Annotated in this window: 14 protein-coding genes; 2 read left to right on the top strand and 12 right to left on the bottom strand. The window is 62.8% G+C overall.

The window, feature by feature from the left end; translation table 11 throughout:
• Positions 1-141 precede the first annotated feature (141 nt).
• Complete coding sequence (locus tag NKJ23_RS10850) at positions 142-1,050, top strand: hydrogen peroxide-inducible genes activator (RefSeq protein ID WP_352680299.1); 909 nt, start codon at positions 142-144, stop codon at positions 1,048-1,050.
• Between the two features lie 64 nt (positions 1,051-1,114).
• Here the strand turns inward: NKJ23_RS10850 and NKJ23_RS10845 are convergent, their stop codons facing one another.
• Entirely contained in the window at positions 1,115-1,717 is a 603-nt protein-coding gene (locus tag NKJ23_RS10845; RefSeq protein WP_352680298.1) for a cupin, read from the bottom strand.
• A gap of 415 nt (positions 1,718-2,132) precedes the next feature.
• Between NKJ23_RS10845 and NKJ23_RS10840 the strand changes: the two genes are divergently transcribed.
• Positions 2,133-2,774 carry a peroxiredoxin-like family protein gene (locus NKJ23_RS10840; protein ID WP_352680297.1) on the top strand — a complete coding sequence of 214 codons (642 nt, stop codon included), beginning with the start codon at positions 2,133-2,135 and terminating at the stop codon, positions 2,772-2,774.
• Here the strand turns inward: NKJ23_RS10840 and NKJ23_RS10835 are convergent.
• The 11 genes from NKJ23_RS10835 to hisS all read right to left on the bottom strand — a co-directional run bounded on the left by NKJ23_RS10835 (position 2,748) and on the right by hisS (position 17,469).
• Positions 2,748-3,029 (bottom strand): hypothetical protein, encoded by a 282-nt coding sequence (locus NKJ23_RS10835; RefSeq protein ID WP_352634607.1) that lies wholly within the window; start codon positions 3,027-3,029, stop codon positions 2,748-2,750. The genes NKJ23_RS10840 and NKJ23_RS10835 overlap by 27 nt on opposite strands.
• Before the next feature lie 155 nt (positions 3,030-3,184).
• Positions 3,185-6,388, bottom strand: a complete 3,204-nt coding sequence (locus tag NKJ23_RS10830) for an efflux RND transporter permease subunit (protein ID WP_352680296.1) — start codon at positions 6,386-6,388, stop codon at positions 3,185-3,187.
• Entirely contained in the window at positions 6,385-7,491 is a 1,107-nt protein-coding gene (locus NKJ23_RS10825) for an efflux RND transporter periplasmic adaptor subunit (protein ID WP_352680441.1), read from the bottom strand. Before NKJ23_RS10825 ends, NKJ23_RS10830 begins: the two co-directional genes overlap by 4 nt.
• Before the next feature lie 725 nt (positions 7,492-8,216).
• Complete coding sequence (locus NKJ23_RS10820) at positions 8,217-8,399, bottom strand: hypothetical protein (RefSeq protein ID WP_352680295.1); 183 nt, start codon at positions 8,397-8,399, stop codon at positions 8,217-8,219.
• Positions 8,371-9,669: a hypothetical protein gene (locus NKJ23_RS10815; RefSeq protein ID WP_352680294.1), complete on the bottom strand. Its 1,299-nt coding sequence runs from the start codon at positions 9,667-9,669 to the stop codon at positions 8,371-8,373. The genes NKJ23_RS10820 and NKJ23_RS10815 overlap by 29 nt, the downstream gene beginning before the upstream one ends.
• A gap of 504 nt (positions 9,670-10,173) precedes the next feature.
• A complete protein-coding gene (locus tag NKJ23_RS10810) occupies positions 10,174-11,277 on the bottom strand; it encodes a calcium:cation antiporter (RefSeq protein ID WP_352680293.1) in 1,104 nt (367 codons plus the stop codon).
• 170 nt (positions 11,278-11,447) lie between these two features.
• Positions 11,448-11,669, bottom strand: a complete 222-nt coding sequence (locus tag NKJ23_RS10805) for a cysteine rich repeat-containing protein (RefSeq protein ID WP_352450969.1) — start codon at positions 11,667-11,669, stop codon at positions 11,448-11,450.
• Positions 11,670-11,736: 67 nt separating this feature from the next.
• On the bottom strand, positions 11,737-13,503 hold the full coding sequence (locus NKJ23_RS10800) for an AMP-binding protein (protein WP_352680292.1): 1,767 nt from the start codon (positions 13,501-13,503) through the stop codon (positions 11,737-11,739).
• A gap of 408 nt (positions 13,504-13,911) precedes the next feature.
• Positions 13,912-14,613 (bottom strand): ATP phosphoribosyltransferase, encoded by a 702-nt coding sequence (gene hisG / locus NKJ23_RS10795; protein WP_352680291.1) that lies wholly within the window; start codon positions 14,611-14,613, stop codon positions 13,912-13,914.
• Positions 14,610-15,728 (bottom strand): ATP phosphoribosyltransferase regulatory subunit, encoded by a 1,119-nt coding sequence (locus tag NKJ23_RS10790; RefSeq protein ID WP_352680290.1) that lies wholly within the window; start codon positions 15,726-15,728, stop codon positions 14,610-14,612. The genes hisG and NKJ23_RS10790 overlap by 4 nt, the downstream gene beginning before the upstream one ends.
• A 178-nt stretch (positions 15,729-15,906) precedes the next feature.
• A complete protein-coding gene (gene hisS / locus NKJ23_RS10785) occupies positions 15,907-17,469 on the bottom strand; it encodes a histidine--tRNA ligase (protein ID WP_352680289.1) in 1,563 nt (520 codons plus the stop codon).
• Positions 17,470-17,782 lie beyond the last annotated feature (313 nt).

Here is a 17,782-nt window from a genome sequence, read left to right as displayed (position 1 = left end):
CTCCGATTTGTTGATTGTCCGGGATTTTGTTGATTTTCCGGGCAGGGCCAGCGGCCGCGCCATCCTGGAATGGTTCCAGACTAGCCCGCCCAGCCGATAAAGACAAATTGCCTTTGCTGTTTATTCTGATAGGTTTTCCTTATGATCGGTTTGACCGTCCGGCAGATGCATTATTTCGAGGCGCTGGCGCAGACGCTGCATTTCGGCCGTGCCGCAAAACTCGCCGGCGTCAGCCAGCCGGCGCTGTCTTCGCAGATCGCCGAGATGGAGCTGCGGCTGAATTGCCGTCTGTTCGAGCGCGGCGGCAAGGTGGTGCGGATGACCGACGAGGCCGTGGCCCTGCTGCCGCGCATCGAGCGCATTCTTGCCGACGTCCGCGACGTCGAGGCGACGGCCCGGCGCGGCCGCCCGGCGCTGGAAGGCCGCTTCCGGCTCGGCATCATCCCGACGGTGGCGCCCTATCTGCTGCCGCATGTGCTGCCGGAGCTGAAACGGCATTTCCCGGCCTTGCAGCTGGAACTGCGCGAAGCCGTGACCGCCTCGCTGGTCGACGACACCAGCTCGGGAAAGCTCGACGCCTTCGTCGCGGCACTGCCTCTCGATTACCCGGGCCTGGTCACCGAAGAACTTTTCTCCGACCGGTTCTTCCTGGCCGTGCCGGCCGGCGATCCCGCCTTCGCCTCGCCGCCGGTGCCACCGGAGAGCCCGGCACTGGAGCGGCTGATGCTGCTGGAGGAAGGCCATTGCCTGCGCGAACAGGCGCTCGCCGTCTGCGGCAACGTGCGGCCGGTGGCGATGGCAAGCTATGGCGCGACCAGCCTGACGACGCTCTTACAGATGGTGGCGCATGGGCTTGGCGTCACGCTCATCCCCGAGATGGCGGCCGGGCCAGCCAGCACTATCCCCGATTTGAAGATCGTGCCGTTCCAGGAGCCGATGCCGCAACGCACGATCTGCCTGGCATGGCGGCGCAACAAGGTTCGCCACGACGAATGCGTCGAACTGGCGAAGATCATTCGCGGGCTGGACGCGGCGGTGCTGGCGGCGTGAGCGGCCGAGGTTGGTCAAGGATCCGGTTTTAGCCCCGAAGCCAACCCGCAAGAAAAGAACGGCTTCAATCCTTTTCCCAGGCTGCGAGCAACGGGCCGTTGCTTCCATAGACAGGGTCCTTGCGCGGACGGCCGACCCTGGGGATCGTGACGACTGCCTTGGCATGGTCGGCGGCGGTCGTACACAGGTCATAGGTGCCGGATGGAGGATAGGCGCCGACAACCAGAAAATCGTCGGATGCGGAAAGACGCTGGTGCCCGGTGCCGGCCGGAAGCACCGCGACGTCGCCGGCCTTCAGCGACAGCGTTCGTCCCTTGCTGCCGCCAAAGCGGACTTTGGCCGTGCCGCGCGCAACGCCCAGCGCCTCGTGGATGCGCGAATGGTAGTGGACGTAGTCGTAGATGCCGTTGCGCCAGCTATCGCCCCAGCCATTGGCTTCGAAAAGCGCCTCCATGACGGCCGCCGGATCGAATTCCTCGGGCAGCGTCACGGCGCCGCGATAGACGACAAGCGGCCAGAACGGATGGTTGGGCACAAGGCCATCATCCCTGAACCGAAATTCATTCGCTTTGCGCGGCCGGAGAAGATCGGCGACCTCTCGCCGGCCCGGTCTGGCGGCACCGGTGACCTGCTCGACGGCTTTCTTCGTGGTTTGCAGAATGCTCATGATGCGGCCTTGGATTGGTGGTGGCTTCATGCCGACTTAACCGGCTGCACGGCGCTCGGTTCCGCTGAGGGTAGAGATCTGCGATCTGTGCGGTCGGCATTTGACGTCCGGGCACATGGAAGCCGCCCAAGTTTCAAGGCTTGAACACCGCAAGCATGTGAAGATCCAATCGGTCCCGCCGCTGTGTCGTCCCATGGCACGGATGAGACGATACACTGTTTACCACAGCGCTCGCGACAACTCGCGAAACGGGCGACCCGCAGAGGCTTTTTTCGTGTTATGATGCACCTGCAACGCGCCTAATCTCGACCTCGGCAATATGACAAAGGTCGAAAGTAATTTTTGCCCTGGCGTCGCCCAGCACGGACTCAACCCCCGATGGCTGGGTGTGCTTACCCGGGCGAGGAGGTTGTCCATGTCCACGAGTAATGTCGAACGCCCGCTGCAGCCGGGCGACCGGGCGCCGAATATTATTCTCGATGCGATCTCCCGCGAAGGCAAAATCGCGCTCACTGATTTTCGAGGTCGTAGCCCATTGTTGATCGGCTTGTTTCGAGGCCTGCACTGTGCGTTCTGCCGGCGCAATGTCGCGGCAATGGCGCAACTCAAGCCGGCTCTGGCTGAGAAAGGCGTCGAATGCCTGGCGGTCGTCAATACGCCGGTAGAGCGGGCACGGCTCTATTTCCGTTACCATCCGACACCCGATCTTCTCGCCGCGTCCGACCCGGAGCGGGCCTCGCACCGTGCTTTCGGCTTGCGCGAGATCGGGATGGACACGGTCATGGGGATCCGTATCGATCTCCCGGGTGAGTTGCCCGAGCCTATGGACCCCATCGCAATAAACGAGTTGCTCAACAAGAAGGAGGGGTATGAGATTACGGAAGCCGATCAGCAGATGATGGCTTCCGCTAAGGAGCTGCTGGTTGGTCAGTTTCTCATCGACCGAGGGGGCATTGTACGCTGGAGCTTCACTGAAGTTCTGGAGGCTGGCCTCAATACCCCCAAGGCGCCGAATCCGGAGGAATTGATGTCAGCGGCTTCCCAAGTTGCACATTGATGGGCTGCGGAAATAGGCGGCTGACACTCGCTCGACGACCGCGCCCTTCCCGCTCACTACCGGGGAAAGGCCGTCCTGGGTCAAAACCTGAAGATCGTGGATGACCGCTTCGCGCCCGATCTCGGCCGTAGAGATCAGCTTCTCCGCGTCCTGAAAGCAGACATCGCAAGCGAGGACTCCGGAGGTCGCGGTTGCGCCCTCAAGCCCCGCCCGGTCGACCAGATAGAAGATCGCATTGGCCTCGCCGCCCGGCATCGTCTCGCTGAACTGGATGCGGCTGTTAGGCTGGATCAGACCGAGCAGGGTCTCCGCCGCACCTCGACGCCGAGATCGCGCAGATCGTGGCCGTTGCCGCGCCGCGCCGATTTTCTGGAGTGATAAGCCGCGCCCGACGCGGCGAATTCGTAACCCTACTCGGCGGCCGTCTCCGATGGCGCCTCTGCCGGCCCCGAAGGCTCGGCCTCGGCACGGGGCTTGCGCCGTGAAAACAGCGACCTGAGCGTGACGTAGAACACCGGCGTCAGGAACAGGCCGACGAAGGTGACGCCGAGCATGCCGGAGAATACCGCGGTGCCGAGCGACTGGCGCATTTCTGCGCCCGGGCCCGTTGCGATCATCAGCGGCACGACGCCGAGGATGAACGAGAAGGCGGTCATCAGGATCGGCCGCAGCCTGAGCCGGCAGGCCTCGACGGCAGCCTCGGCGGCCGACAGGCCGCGTTCCTGCGCCTGCCGCGCGAATTCGACGATCAGGATCGCGTTCTTGGCGGCAAGCCCGATTAGCACGATGAGGCCGATCTGCACGAGGATGTTGTTGTCCAGCCCTCGGAGCGACACGCCGAGCAACGCCGCGAGCACGCCGAGCGGCACCACCAGCACAATGGCGAACGGCAGCACCCAGCTTTCATATTGCGCCGCCAGCGCCAGGAACACGAACAGCACCGACAGTCCGAAGATATAGACAGCGGCATTGCCGGTGTTGCGCTCCTGATAGGCGAGCTCGGTCCATTCATAGGACGTACCGGCCGGCAGCGTCTTTGCCGTGATCCCTTCCATCAATGCCAGCGCGTCGCCCGTGGAAACGCCGGGCGCGGCGTTGCCCTGCAGCGGCACCGAGACGTACATGTTGTAGCGCTGGACCAGCGCCGGGCCGGTGACGTCGCGGATCTCGACCAACGTGCCGAGCGGAACCAGCGCGCCGGTCGCCGAGCGCACCTTCAGTTTCAAGATGTCGGCGCGATCGAGACGGAACGCCTGGTCGGCCTGCGCCCGCACCTGGTAGACGCGCCCGAAAGCGTTGAAGTCGTTGACGTAGGCGGTGCCCAAATTGATCGACAGCGCCTCGAAGATGTTGGGGATCGGCACGTTCAGGATGCGCGCCTTGTCGCGATCGATCGCCAGGAAGAATTGCGGGCTCGACGCGGAGAACGTGGTGAACACGCCCGTCAGCCCCGGCGTCTTGTTGGCCTTGCCGGCGATTTCGTTGGCAAGCGCCAGGATCTGCCGCATGTCGGCGCTGTTGCGCTCCTGGATCTGCAGCTTGAAGCCGCCGGCATTGCCGACGCCGCGGATCGGCGGCGGCGGCAGTGCGATAATGAAGGCTTCCTTGATGCTTTGCAGGCTGCCGAACAGATTGCCGATGACCTGGGTCGCCGACTGGCCGGCTTTCAGTCGCTCGTCAAACGGCTTGAACCTGGCGAAGATCACGCCCGCGTTGCTGGCGTTGGTGAAGGTCGCGCCGGAGAAGCCGGCGAAGGCGACTGCGTAGTCGACGCCTGGCGTTTTCTGGATGATCTGCGACGCCTGCTGGATGACCGCATCGGTCCTCGACAGCGAAGCGCCGTCCGGCAACTGGATGACGACGATCGCATAGCCCTGGTCAAGCGACGGAATGAAACCGCGCGGCACCGACTGCACCATGTAGACCGTGGCGTAGATGAGGGCCGCGAAAACGGCCAGCATGGCGGCGATCGTTATCCACGAGCCGACCAGCACGCGGATGATGCTCGAATACCAATGGGCGACCCTGTCGAAGCCGCGATTGAAGCCGTCGGCGAGCGCCCGTCCGAACCGCGCCAGGAAAAAGCGCGGCGGCGCCGCCGCGGCGTGATGCGGCTTGAACAGCAGTGCGGCCAGCGCCGGCGAAAGCGTCAGCGAATTGAATGCCGAGATCGCCGTCGACACCGCGATGGTGATCGCAAACTGCAGATAGAACTGCCCAGAAATGCCGGGGATGAAGGCTGTCGGTACGAACACGGCTATCAGCACCAGCGAGATCGCGATGACGGCCGTTCCGACTTCGTCCATGGTCAGGTGCGACGCCGGATTGGGCGCCAGCCCTCTGGCGATATTGCGCTCGACGTTTTCGACCACGACGATCGCATCGTCGACGACGATGCCGATCGCCAGAACGAGGCCGAACAGCGTCAGCATGTTGAGCGAGAAGCCGGCGGCGTAAAGCACCGCCAGCGTGCCGATCAGCGACACGGGGATCGCCACGATCGGCACGATCGCCATGCGCCACGATTGCAGGAAGACGATGATGACGATGATGACCAGCAGCATCGCCTCGAGAATCGTCTTGTAGACCTCCTGGATCGACTCGGCGACGAACTCAGTCGGATTGTAGACGATGTCGTAGCTCAACCCCTTCGGGAAGTCGCGGGAAAGCTCCTTCATCTTGTCCTGGATCTCCGCGGCTGCGGCGAGCGCATTGGTGCCCGGCCGCTGGAAGATGGCGAGCGCCACCGCCGGTTTGCCGTTGAGATAGGAGTTGGTGACGTAATCCTTGGCGCCGAGCTCGATGCGCGCCACGTCCTGCAGCGAGATCAGGCGGCCGTCGTCGGTCGATTTGACGATCACGTATCGGAAGTCGCGTGCGTCGTTGAAGCGGCCTTGCGTGGTGACCGTGTACTGGAACGCCGTGCCGGTGCTGGTCGGCGGCGCGCCGATCGAGCCGCCCGACACCTGGACGTTCTGGTCGCGCAGCGCCTGCACCACATCGCCCGAGGTCATCCCCAGGGCGGACAGTTTTTCCGGATCGAGCCAGATGCGCAGCGAATATTCGCGTTCGCCGAAGATGATGAGGTCGCCGACGCCGTCTAGTCTGAGCAGTATGTCGCGCACCCGCGAGCGGGCGTAGTTCGAGACGTAGAGCTGGTCGTACGTATTGTCGGGCGACAGCATGTGCACGACCATCATCAGGTCGGGCGAGCTCTTGGTGGTGGTGATGCCGAGGCGGCGGACTTCTTCGGGCAGGCGCGGCTCGGCGACCGACACGCGGTTCTGCACCAGCACCTGAGCCTGGTCGAGATCGGTGCCCAGCTTGAAGGTGATGGTCAGCGCCATCGCCCCGTCGCCCGACGAATAGGACGACATGTAGAGCATGCCCTCGACGCCGTTGATCTCCTGCTCGATCGGCGTTGCCACCGTCGCTGCGACCGTCTCGGCGTCGGCGCCCGGATACTGCGCGCGAACGACGATGGTCGGCGGCGCGATCTCGGGATATTGCGCGACCGGCAGCTGGGTATAAGCAATCCCGCCGAGGATCAGCAGGACGATCGAAACGACCGATGCGAAGATCGGACGGTCGACGAAGAAATGTGCGAACCTCATTGCTGCAACTCGGCGGTCTCGGCCTTGGGCGGCAACGTCACCATCTCGACCTTCACCTTGGTGCCGGGCCTGGCGTGCATCAGCCCTTTGACGATGATTGTCTCGTCGCCGGTCAGGCCCTGGCGGATGACCCGGTAGCCGTCGAGAAGCGGGCCGGTGCGCACGGGCTTCGCCGACACCATCCCGGCCTCATCCACCAGGAACACGATGCGGCGATCCTGATCGGCGCCGATCGCCTCGTCGGGCACCAGCACGCCGCTATGCGGCAGCGACCCCGGCACGTTGATGCGCCCGAACATGCCCGGCTGGAGAATGCCATCGGCGTTGGGAAACCTTGCACGCACCCGCATGGTGCCGGTCGCGTTGTCGATCCGGTTCTCGGCAAAATCGAGCTTGCCTTTGAATACCGCCTCCGCGCGGTCGGCGACGCGAACCACCACCTCGAGTCCGCCGGCGCCTTGCTGCATGCTGCCGCCGCGCTCCTTCGCGTCGCGGGCATAGCTGAAATACAGGCGCTCATCGACGTCGAAATAGAAGTCGATCGGATCGCGCGTAACGATGGTCGTCAGCAAGGTGGAATCCGGCTGCACGAGGTTGCCGACCGACACCAGCCGGCGGTCGATGCGGCCGGACAAGGGCGCCTTGATCTCGGTGAATTCCATGTTCAGGCTGGCCGTCGTCAGCGCAGCCGTCGCGCCCTGCATCTGCGCCTGCGCCGAAAGGTATTCCCGCCGGCGGTCGTCGACCGTCGCGGTTGAGATATTGCCGGTCTTGGCGAGTTCGTCGGCGCGATCCAGCTGCATCTTGGAGAATTCGAGCAGACTCTTGGCGACGTCCACTTGCGACTTGGCGGCATCATAAGCCGCCTGGTACGGACGCTCGTCGATGGTGAAGAGCAGGTCGCCCTTGTTGACCAGTGCGCCGTCCTGGAAGCTGACCTTGTCCAGATAGCCGCTGACGCGCGAACGGATGGCGACCTGGTCGACGGCTTCGAAGCGCCCGACGAACTCGTCGTCTTCGACGATTTCACGGACCACCGGCTTGGCCGCTGTCACCACGGGTAGCTGCTGGTCCTGCGCAAACGCAGTGCTGCTGAAAGCCATGCCGAGCAGGAATGCCGCCGACACGGCGGCGCGGGGAAGCCAGCCGGCCGATCGACAGGGTCGCCCGCCCGCGTCGCGATGCAATTGCCCATTCTCTGGGGTGTCCATTTGCGTCCTCGCTCGCTGGACCCGGAGGTCGGTTGATCCGCTTCTACGCTCAGGCTTTTGGTCGAGATCAGAGCACTGCAGTGTTGTGCATGGCAACATGATCATTTTCCATGTGGGCTGAAATGTCCACCCTGTGGCTGCCCCGCCACCCGCCACTGGCAACGCAGATCCACCGGGCGGTCCGGGACGCCATTGAGACGGGACGGCTAGACTAGAGTGGATTGGCCTTGGCTGACACGGTCCCCCGTCGATGGCTCCTGCAGCTTCCGGCCCAAGTCAGTCCGGCGACCAGCCCACCGGCGTCTATCCGCGGTTTAAGGTTTTGGCGCCTCCTTGAAGGCGCCTTCCTTATGAAATGCCGGTGGGTTATATCGAAAATTCGGTTATCGGGCAGGTTATAGAACAGCTCGAATCTCTCGGTCATCTCCCTGACCAAGGTCTTGGCCGTTTCAATCCAGCGATGGCTCCGGCAAGGCTTGCCGAATCGAAGCTTATTCCAGTCGGCAACAAAAAGCCCGCCGGCCGAAGCCAGCGGACTCTGATCTCGACCTGCTTGAAAAGCAGTCGCGCTTTTATACCGTGCAGGAGCAGCCCGTACCCGAGCGCAGGCGGGACGCCTACTTTTTCTTTTCGGGGGTCGCAGGCTTTTTCTTTAACTCAGATTCGATCGCTTTTTGGTAAGCACGCGACGCTAGGCCGACACTCTGCCTTGTGACTTCCGCAATGGCACGCTTCTGTTCAACCAACGAGGATGCAAACCGACCACCCACGTCAATCAGTCGCCGCTGCTGCGTGTTCATCCACCATCCCTCCGTTGCTTCCCACGCCATATTCCGCGAAATAGCTATTTACAAAGCGCAGATTCCGATCTGGTTTGAAATAGTGCTTCCGCTTAATCCATACAAATCCATCACCTTTCGAAATCACGGCAACGTCTATTGCGCCGCCAACCGTCTCCAACTCACGCGAAACGCGCCGTTGCAGCGAGGTCAAGCTGACCAGCGATTCGGCCAAGTTCGCGAGTTCGTCTTTTGGCAAGCTCATGGCCATATCAACAATAGGCGACACAAAACGTTCCCGACGAATGCGCTGGTGAGACTCCCAAAACTTGTCGACAGCAGCTCCAGTGGCAGTGGTGAACGCATCTCGTTTGCTGTCGACATCATCTTGAGAGTGCCCCAACGCCAAGGCTGTGTCCACAGCGTTGGTGTACAGTAGCCCTTTGATGCTTTCGTGAAGCTGGACAGCGTATTCCGGATCAATTCCCTGCATGAAACGATCAACCATGTCGGTTTGTGCGAACGGCATGACTCCGCCGCGATTTTCTCTGGTCGCATCAAAATTATCAGTTTCGAAAGACTTGATCCGCTTGCACAAGATTCCGTCAATTCGGAACGCTTGAAGAGAAGGCAGCAGTTCCTTTTCCCCAAACCCTGCAATCACCAAGCCAGATGCGCCTGGAGACGGATATGCCTTCCGAATCACGAGGGCGGCAAAAGATCTCAGGTCCTCGAGAATGTCTCCAAGTTGGCTCAAAAAGCCACGCTTCAGGATAATGTCCAACTTTGGGGAAAGCCTCTCGTGTAAATTGCTCCATTCCTCGTCGGTGAGGAAATTGTCCATCAACGAGAGCTCCTCGACAGCGGCTTTGATCTCCGCAATGTAGTTTGCCTTGAACTGATCGGGGCCTTCAGAGGCACGAGCGCAGCTCTCCCAATAATTTTGTAGCCAAGCTTCGACGATAGATAGAGCTGCAACGTCTTCGTCGTCATCGGTGAAAGGAAAGAACGTCAGAAGAAATCTGAAAAGGTCGTCGGCCCAGAGAAAAATTGTATCAAATTTTTTTCGAGGGTCTCGTCGACGATATTCTTTTAAGATTGTTTCCCACGGGAAACGCATGAATTCCGCGTTTCCGTATATCATGGCGCCCACGGGTTCGGTCTTCGAGATGGAGAAAAGCTTGTCCACCGTGTCGTAGGTTTTTTGTTTGCCGCCCTTAGACAGGGTAACCTTGCTATCTGCCGCGAGTGCAACGGCAGTCTTGTTAATCACAGCGATTTCGGCAGTCATTCAATTTTCCTCCCATTCCCTTGGGGAGGAGAGCAGAAAATGACGTTACTTGCAAAGTGTCCTTCTCGATAAGTCGTTCGCAGTGTTGCGGTCCTTGCCCAAGGACAGGCCAGACCGGCACGTCCGAAGGCTGGCGATCAGTTTTTTGCGGCGCGCTTGTCATCGCCACCGGGCCTCGACCTTCCGGGGACTCGACCAGAGCCAAGCCCTTTCAGCCCGGGACCACTTGCCCAGCAACAGTTCCCGATTTCATTTAGTCGCCCGTTCGGGTCATCGAGCTGACGAGATCGGGAGCGTTAAAAGAGTCGGATGCGGACGGCTGCTTTCCAAGCTGCGTTGCCAAAATTGGAGCGCCCGCCCCTCAAGCCGTCTTTGCCGTCACCACCTTTCGACCATCGCCTCATCGGGAACTTCTGCGGATTGCCTACTTCGCAACTCAGTGCGGAAACGCGTGGCTGCTCGGTCGAGAACAGTCGTCAGTATCTGCCTGCCCCCATGCACCCCTCACGGCACAAATATCAAAAACACCCAAGTAAAAAACACCACCAGATGGACCAAGCCGGTCAAGAACGTCGTCCTTTCCGTGCTGAAACTCACATTGCAGATGAAAAGCGCCAGGACCAAAAGCACCGTGTCGGTCGCCGGCAGCCCCAGGGTCAGGCCTCTTCCGGTCAGCAGGCTGGCGGCGGCTATGCCCGGTATTGTCAGGCCGATTGTGGCACAGGCCGAACCCATGGCGACGTTCAGGCCGCGCTGCAGCTCGTTGTTGAGTGCGGCGCGAACCGCCGAAATGGCCTCCGGCATCAGAACCAAGCCCGCGATCATCGCGCCGACAATGGCGTCGGCCTGCGGCACCTGGTAGGCGACGAGCGCATCTTCGACGCTGGCGGCGACCTGTTCGGCCAGCATGACGATGCCGATCAGCCCGATCAGCAGGAGCACAGCGCCGGCCGCGACGCTTTCGTGAGCGTCGGTTCGCACCGCGGCGCCATGTGCTTGCCCGTCGATGAAATCGTCGCGGTGGCGGACAGTCTGCGCGAACAGAAAACCGGCATAGAGCAGCACCGAAAGTACGCTGACGAAGCCAAGTTGGGCCGCCGAAAACGTGCCGGGATCGGTGGTTCGCGTGTAGGTCGGCAGAATAAGCGTCATGACGCTCAGCGCGACCAGAACCGCCAGATAGGCGCTGGTCCCTTGGCGGACGATTGCCTGCTTGCGATGGCGCCAGCCGCCAAACGTCAGGCACATGCCGACAACACCGGTGGACGTGATCATCACCGTCGAGAACACGGATTCGCGGGCAAGCGTCGGGTTGTTCGCGCCGTGCAGCATGATGGAAACGATGATCGACACTTCGATTGCCGTCACCGCGATGGTCAGCACCAACGTGCCGTACGGCTCGCCCACCCGCCTGGCCACCGCCTCGGCGTGGTCGAGCACCACGAAAATGGTGATGAACATGATCGCGCTCGACAGCGCGCCGATAAATATCCTGGTGCCCAGCGACCCTTCGTCCACCGACACCCCGCTGGCCCTGACCGCGACAGCCATCGCCAGAGCGGCTAACGGCATGCCGTAGGAAACCGCCGATCTTGCGAAACCACTCACCTTCTTGCCTTCCCGCAAATCCCGTGGAAGGGCGATTTGCAACCACTGTTGCGCACCGCGACCATCCAGAGAAATCGCATATGACAGGTCATGACGCCATCGCAGCGTACCCCACCCCCTAGCGCCTCCCCACAAGGGAAGGACAATCGCACTCGCAGGAAGCTCGCGCGCTAGCCGGGCGTGTTGGCCTTGACGACCTTCTTGCATTCGGGCGTCAGCTCGCTCATGTGACCGGCCAGGCATTTGACGACGCGGCCACCGCCCGGCAACACGCCCTTGCACAATCTTTGGTAATCCGCTTGGCAGGCCTCACGCTCGGCCGCCGTCTGCGCCAGCACCGCGGTGGCTGCCAGCTGAGTTGCCAGGAAAAGCACGCCTAACCCAATCCGCATGGAACACCCCTCAAATATGTTGCCCAAACAACGCCTCCGTCACGCGTAGATACAAACGGAAGCCTTTTCACGCCGTCTTCTGCGTCACCAATCCCAGCTCGTCGACCATCGCCTGGCGCATCAGGAATTTCTGCGGCTTGCCGGTCACGGTCATCGGCAATTCGGTGCGGAAGCGGATGTAGCGCGGGATCTTGAAATGGGCGATCTGGCCGGCGCAGAAGGCCTTGATCTCCTGCTCCGTGGTGATCTGGCCGGGCTTCAGCACGATCCAGGCGCACAGCTCCTCGCCGTATTTCGGGTCGGGAATGCCGAACACCTGCACCTCCTTGACCTTGGGGTGGCGATAGAGGAACTCCTCGACCTCGCGCGGATAGACGTTCTCGCCGCCGCGGATGACCATGTCCTTGACCCGGCCGACGATGTTGCAATAGCCCTCGGCATCGATGGTGGCGAGGTCGCCGGTGTGCATCCAGCCGTCGGCGTCGATGGCCTCGCGGGTCTTCTGCTCATCGTCCCAATAGCCCTTCATCACGGAATAACCGCGCGTGCAGAGCTCGCCCGGCGCGCCGACGGCGACGGTGGCACCTTCGGCGTCGATGGCCTTGACCTCGACATGCGGATGGACGCGGCCGACGGTCGAGACGCGCTTTTCCAGGGGATCGTCGACGCTGCTCTGGAACGAGACCGGGCTGGTCTCGGTCATGCCGTAGGCGATGGTCACCTCAGCCATATGCATCAGCGACACCACTTTCTTCATCACCTCGATCGGGCATGGCGAGCCGGCCATGATGCCGGTGCGCAGGCTGGTGAGATCGAAGGAGGCGAACTCCGGATGGTCGAGCAGGCCGACGAACATGGTCGGCACGCCGTAAAGCGCGGTGCAGCTTTCCGTCGCCACCGCCTTCAACGTGGCGCCGGCATCAAAACCCTCGCTCGGGAAAACCATGGTCGCGCCCTTGGTGACGCAGCCCATCGTGCCCATCGACATGCCGAAGCAATGATAGAGCGGCACCGGGATGCACAGCAGGTCGTCGACGGTGAGCCGGATCGCCGAGGTGACGAAATTGCCGTTGTTGACGATGTTGTTGTGGGTCAGCGTCGCGCCCTTGGGCGCGCCAGTCGTGCCGCTGGTGAACTGGATGTTGATGGCGTCGTCCGGTTTCAGCCCCGCGGAAATCCGGTCGAGCTTGTCATGCTCGTCGCGCCCGGCCATCGCCAGCACGTCGGCGAAATTGAACATGCCCGGCGAATTCTCCTCGTCCATGCGGATGACGGTCTTCAGCGTCGGCAGCTTGTTGGCGTCGAGCTTGCCGGGGGTGGCGTTGGCGATCTCCGGCGCCAGCGTCTCGATCATGCCGAGATAGTCGGAACTCTTGAATGTGGCGGCGGTGACCAGCGCCTTGCAGCCGACCTTGTTCAAGGCATATTCCAGCTCGACCAGCCGGTAGGCCGGGTTGATGTTGACCAGGACCAGGCCGATACGGGCGGTGGCGAATTGCGTCACCAGCCATTCCCAGCGGTTCGGCGACCAGATGCCGACGCGATCGCCTTTCCCGAGGCCGAGCGCCAGGAAACCGGCGGCCAGCGCATCGACCGTCTCCGACAGTTCCTCCCAGGTAAAGCGCTTGTCCTGCTCGACGAAGACGGCGGCATCGAGCGTGCCGTATTTGCCGACCGTATCGGCAAACAGCGCCGGGATCGTCAGGTTGAGCAGCGGCACGCTGCGCTCGCCCGAGACATGCGCCGTGCCGTCGACCGGCGCAATGAACGAACCGCCATCGCGCTTGGAGCGCAAATTGCTGGCATTCTTCAACTCGTCGAGATTGATCGGCATCGCCGTGTCCTCCGCAGACAGAACGAGCCTATCAGCCCGGCGGGGTGGTGGAAATCCCGCCGATGGCAGGGCTGGGGTTCGAACGTGAGGGATGGCGCCGAAAATAAAAAACCCGCCTCGGCGGGCGGGTCTTCGGGGCCAATTGGCACCATAGCGGGATTAGTGGCATAGCTGCCGGCACAAAGCAAGAACAAAATTGCTGTACGTCAAGAAAATCGCTTCAGGTCGGTGCCAGCGGCCAAGCTGCCAATCTCCCTCCTTGAGGGGGAGATGGCCGGCAGGCCAGAGGGGGTCGTCTCGCGTGGAGCACCTGCCTGTTCTGTCCGTTAGGAGAGTCGCGTCAAGACGTACCGACCCCCTCTGTCGCCTTCGGCGACATCTCCCCCTCAAGGGGGGAGATTGGCGACGTCAGCCTGAATTCACCGATGCCATCCTGGCCGCAATATCGCGCAAAGTCGCCTCGTCGGCCGCCGAACGCATCTTCCTCGACGCGACGAGGCAGGCCTGCGAGCGCAGGATGACGCCGTCGGCCAGCACCTTGAGATGGTTGGCGCGCAGCGTCGAACCTGAGGTGGTGATGTCGACGACGATATCGGCCAACCCGGCCGCCGGCGCGCCTTCGGTGGCGCCCAGGCTTTCGACGATGCGGTAGACCTGGATGCCGTGCTTTTGCGAAAAGAACTGCTGGGTCAGCCGCCAGTATTTGGTGGCGATCCTGAGCCGCCGGCCGTGGCGCTGGCGGAAGTCGGCGGCGACGTCGTCGAGGTCGGCCATGGTGTCGACATCGAGCCAGATGTCGGGCACGGCGACGACGACATCGGCATTGCCGAAACCGAGGCGGGCGATGATTTCGGCGCGCGCCTCGCAATCGGCGAGGTTTTCGCGCAAAAGGTCCTCGCCCGTGATGCCGAGATCGACCGACCCCTGGCCGATTTCGCCTGATATCTCCGAGGCAGACAGGAATGCCACCTCGACGCCGTCAAGGCCGTCGATGCGGGCGCGATATTTGCGCTCGTCGCCGGGCAGGCTGACGGCAAGCCCGGCCTTGGCCAGCACCTCCAGCGCCTGCTCCTTGAGCCGGCCTTTCGACGGGATCGCCAGCGTGATCATCGCGCCGTCTCCCGCAGCGCCTCGATGCGGTCGAGCCAGACGGAAAAACCGACGCCGGGGATCGGCGTTTTGGCGCCGAGCAGCGTCAGCAGCCGGTCGTAGCGGCCACCACCGGCGAGCGGCCGGTCGCCATCCTGCGCCGCGATCTCGAAGACCAGGCCGGTGTAGTAATCGAGCGGCCGGCCGAAGGCGGCGTCGTAGCTGATTTCAGACATCGGCAGGCCGAGGCTTTCTATGGCCGCGGCGCGGGCTGCGAAATTCTCCAGCGCAGCCCCCAGTGAAAGCCCGGCATCGGCGGCAAAACGTTCGAGCGCTCCGGCGGCGCTGTCGAGCGGCACGTCGATCGCCAGGAACCCCTTCAGTGCCGCAAACGCCTCGTTCGACAGCCGCACGCTGCGCAGTTCGGCTTTCTCGATCAGGCGCCGCGCAATCTCGGACGGCGAACGCCCGGCCGTTGCCGACAGGCCGGCCTGTTCCATGCCACCGGCGACATGCGCCGAAAGACCGTCAAGATCGCCGTCGAGGACAAGGGCGGCGACCGGGCCGGCAAGCTGGCTGTTGCGCGGCGGATTGGCCAGATCGGCAAGCGCGGCCTCAAGCATCGGCGCCGAGCCGAAGGCGCGCGCCAGCCGCATGCGCCAGCCGCGCGGCAGGCCAAGCGCTGCCAGCACCGCTTCGAAGATGGTCTGGTCGCCGAGCGTCACCGCCAGTTCCCGGCCGGGCAGCACCAGCGACAGCAGCGCATGCGCATCGGCCAGCGAACGCGCGTCGGCGGCGGCCGTGTCGCGGTCGCCGAGATCCTCGATGCCGGCCTGGAAGAACTCGTTGCCGCCCTCGCGGCGCTGGCGAAACACCTCGCCGAGATAGGAATAGCGGCGCGGCGTGCCGGCCTGGCTGGCAATGTGGTCGAGGCAGACCGGAATGGTGAATTCCGGCCGCAGACAAAGCGTCTGCCCGGTCTCGCTCTCGGTGAGAAAGATGCGGCGGCGCAAATCCTCGCCGGCCATGTCGAGGAACGGATCGGCCGGCTGCAGCACAGCGACCTCGACCGCGTGCGTATTGCGCGCGGCGAAGAGCCTGGTGATGTCGGATGCGATGGTGGGGCGCGGGGTCATGGGAATGTGGAGCGCGAGGCACCCCCCTCTGGCCTGCCGGCCATCTCCCCCTCAAGGGGGGAGATCGGCAGCTTCAGCCTCGGCGTCTTCTCTCCAACGCTTGAGTTTGGCGAAAGCAGGCGCGATATCCAATCTCCCCCCTTGAGGGGGAGATGGCCGGCAGGCCAGAGGGGGGTGCTCACGCGCCACCCTTCGCTCGGTCGGCCGCCTGCGCCGCCAGTATCTTTCTCACCTCGGCAACCAGCTCACTCTCCGCCACGGTCACCTGCGCCGGTCGTGCGGCGCGCCATTCGGCGTTGTCGGCGATCTCGGCCGACATCTTCGCGCCTTCGATCAGGTCCTTGATCTGCACCTCGCCCTTGGCGCGCTCGTCGCCGCCCTGGATGACGGCGACCGGGCTGCCGCGGCGGTCGGCATATTTCAGCTGCGCCTTCATGCCGGCGCCGCCGAGATACATTTCCGAGCGGATGCCGGCGGCGCGCAGCTCGGCCACCATCTTCTGGTAGCGGCCGAGGCTTTCCGTATCCTTGTCCATGGTCAGCACGACGACCGGCGCGATGACATCGGAAGTATCGAGCTTGCCGAGGTTCTTCAGCGCCGTCATCAGGCGCGAGACGCCGATCGAAAAACCGGTCGCCGGCACCGGCTCGCCACGAAAGCGCGAGACGAGGCCGTCATAACGTCCGCCGCCGCCAACCGAACCGAAGCGCACGATCTGGCCGTCCTCGTTGGGGATCTCGGCCAGCAGCTCGGCCTCGTAGACCGGGCCGGTGTAATATTCGAGGCCACGCACGACGGAGGGGTCGATGCGGATGCGATCCTCACCGTAGCCGCTTTGCGCGACCATGGTTCTTATCTGCTCCAGCTCTGCAAGACCCTCAACAAACGAGGCATTCGTTATGCCGAGATGTTCGAGTTTCCTTTCCTCGACAAGATTGCTGAGCCCTGGGGTGATAGATCCCAGTGTCTGGACAATTTGTTCGGGATCATGCTGCGCCATGACCGTGAAATAGCTGATCACAACATCGATTTGCGCGTTACCCAGCCCGGCGCCCTTGGTAAAATCACCGCTCTCGTCCTTGCGCCCGGCGCCCAAAAGCAGGCGCACGCCCCCGACGCCCAGCTTGTCCAGCTTGTCGATCGCCCGCAGCACCTGCAGCCGGCGGCCAGCGTTCTCGTCGCCGCCGAGGCCGATCGCCTCGAGCACACCGTCGAGCACCTTGCGATTGTTGACGCGGACGACGTAGTCGCCGCGCTTGATGCCGAGCGCCTCCATCACATCGGCCATCATCATCGCCATCTCGGCATCGGCCGCGACACCCGGCGTGCCTACCGTGTCGGCGTCGAACTGCATGAACTGGCGGAAGCGGCCGGGACCGGGCTTCTCGTTGCGGAACACCCAGCCGGAGCGATAGCTGCGATAGGGTTTCGGCAGGCGCTCGAAATTCTCGGCGACAAAGCGCGCCATCGGCGCGGTCAGGTCGTAGCGCAGCGACAGCCACTGGTCGTCATCGTCCTGGAACGAGAACACGCCCTCGTTCGGCCGGTCCTGGTCGGGCAGGAATTTGCCGAGCGCATCGGTGTATTCGATCAGCGGCTGGTCGACCGGCTCGAAACCGTAAAGCTCAAAGACCGAGCGGATCGTCGCCATCATCTTCTCGACGGCGCGCAGATCGTCGGCGCCGCGGTCGACAAAGCCGCGCGGCAGGCGCGCTTTCATCTTTTCGGATTTGTCGGCCATGGGATGGGTACTTTGCTATGTAAACGGTGACTTATTTCGGGTCGGCGTGTCCTACCGATGCAGCCCGGAGAAGGCAAGGGTTTGCGGCTCTCCTTCTCCCCTTGTGGGAGAAGGTGGCCGAGCGAAGCTCGGTCGGATGAGGGGTGTTCCAGATTGGCTATGACGGCACTCCGTCCAACACCCCTCATCCGGCTCGGCGCTGCGCGCCGATCCACCTTCTCCCACAAGGAGGGCTTTGCACGGGGAAGCGAAATCCTGGTTGGTGAGTTAATGGGGCTTTTTTGATGGCCGGGAAAGCAGTTTTCGACGGCTT

It is taken from the genome of Mesorhizobium sp. M0184 (assembly GCF_040322215.1).
GTDB lineage: Bacteria > Pseudomonadota > Alphaproteobacteria > Rhizobiales > Rhizobiaceae > Mesorhizobium.
The sequence above is the reverse complement of the archived record's forward strand: the minus strand, read 5'-3'. Positions and strand labels throughout refer to the sequence as shown.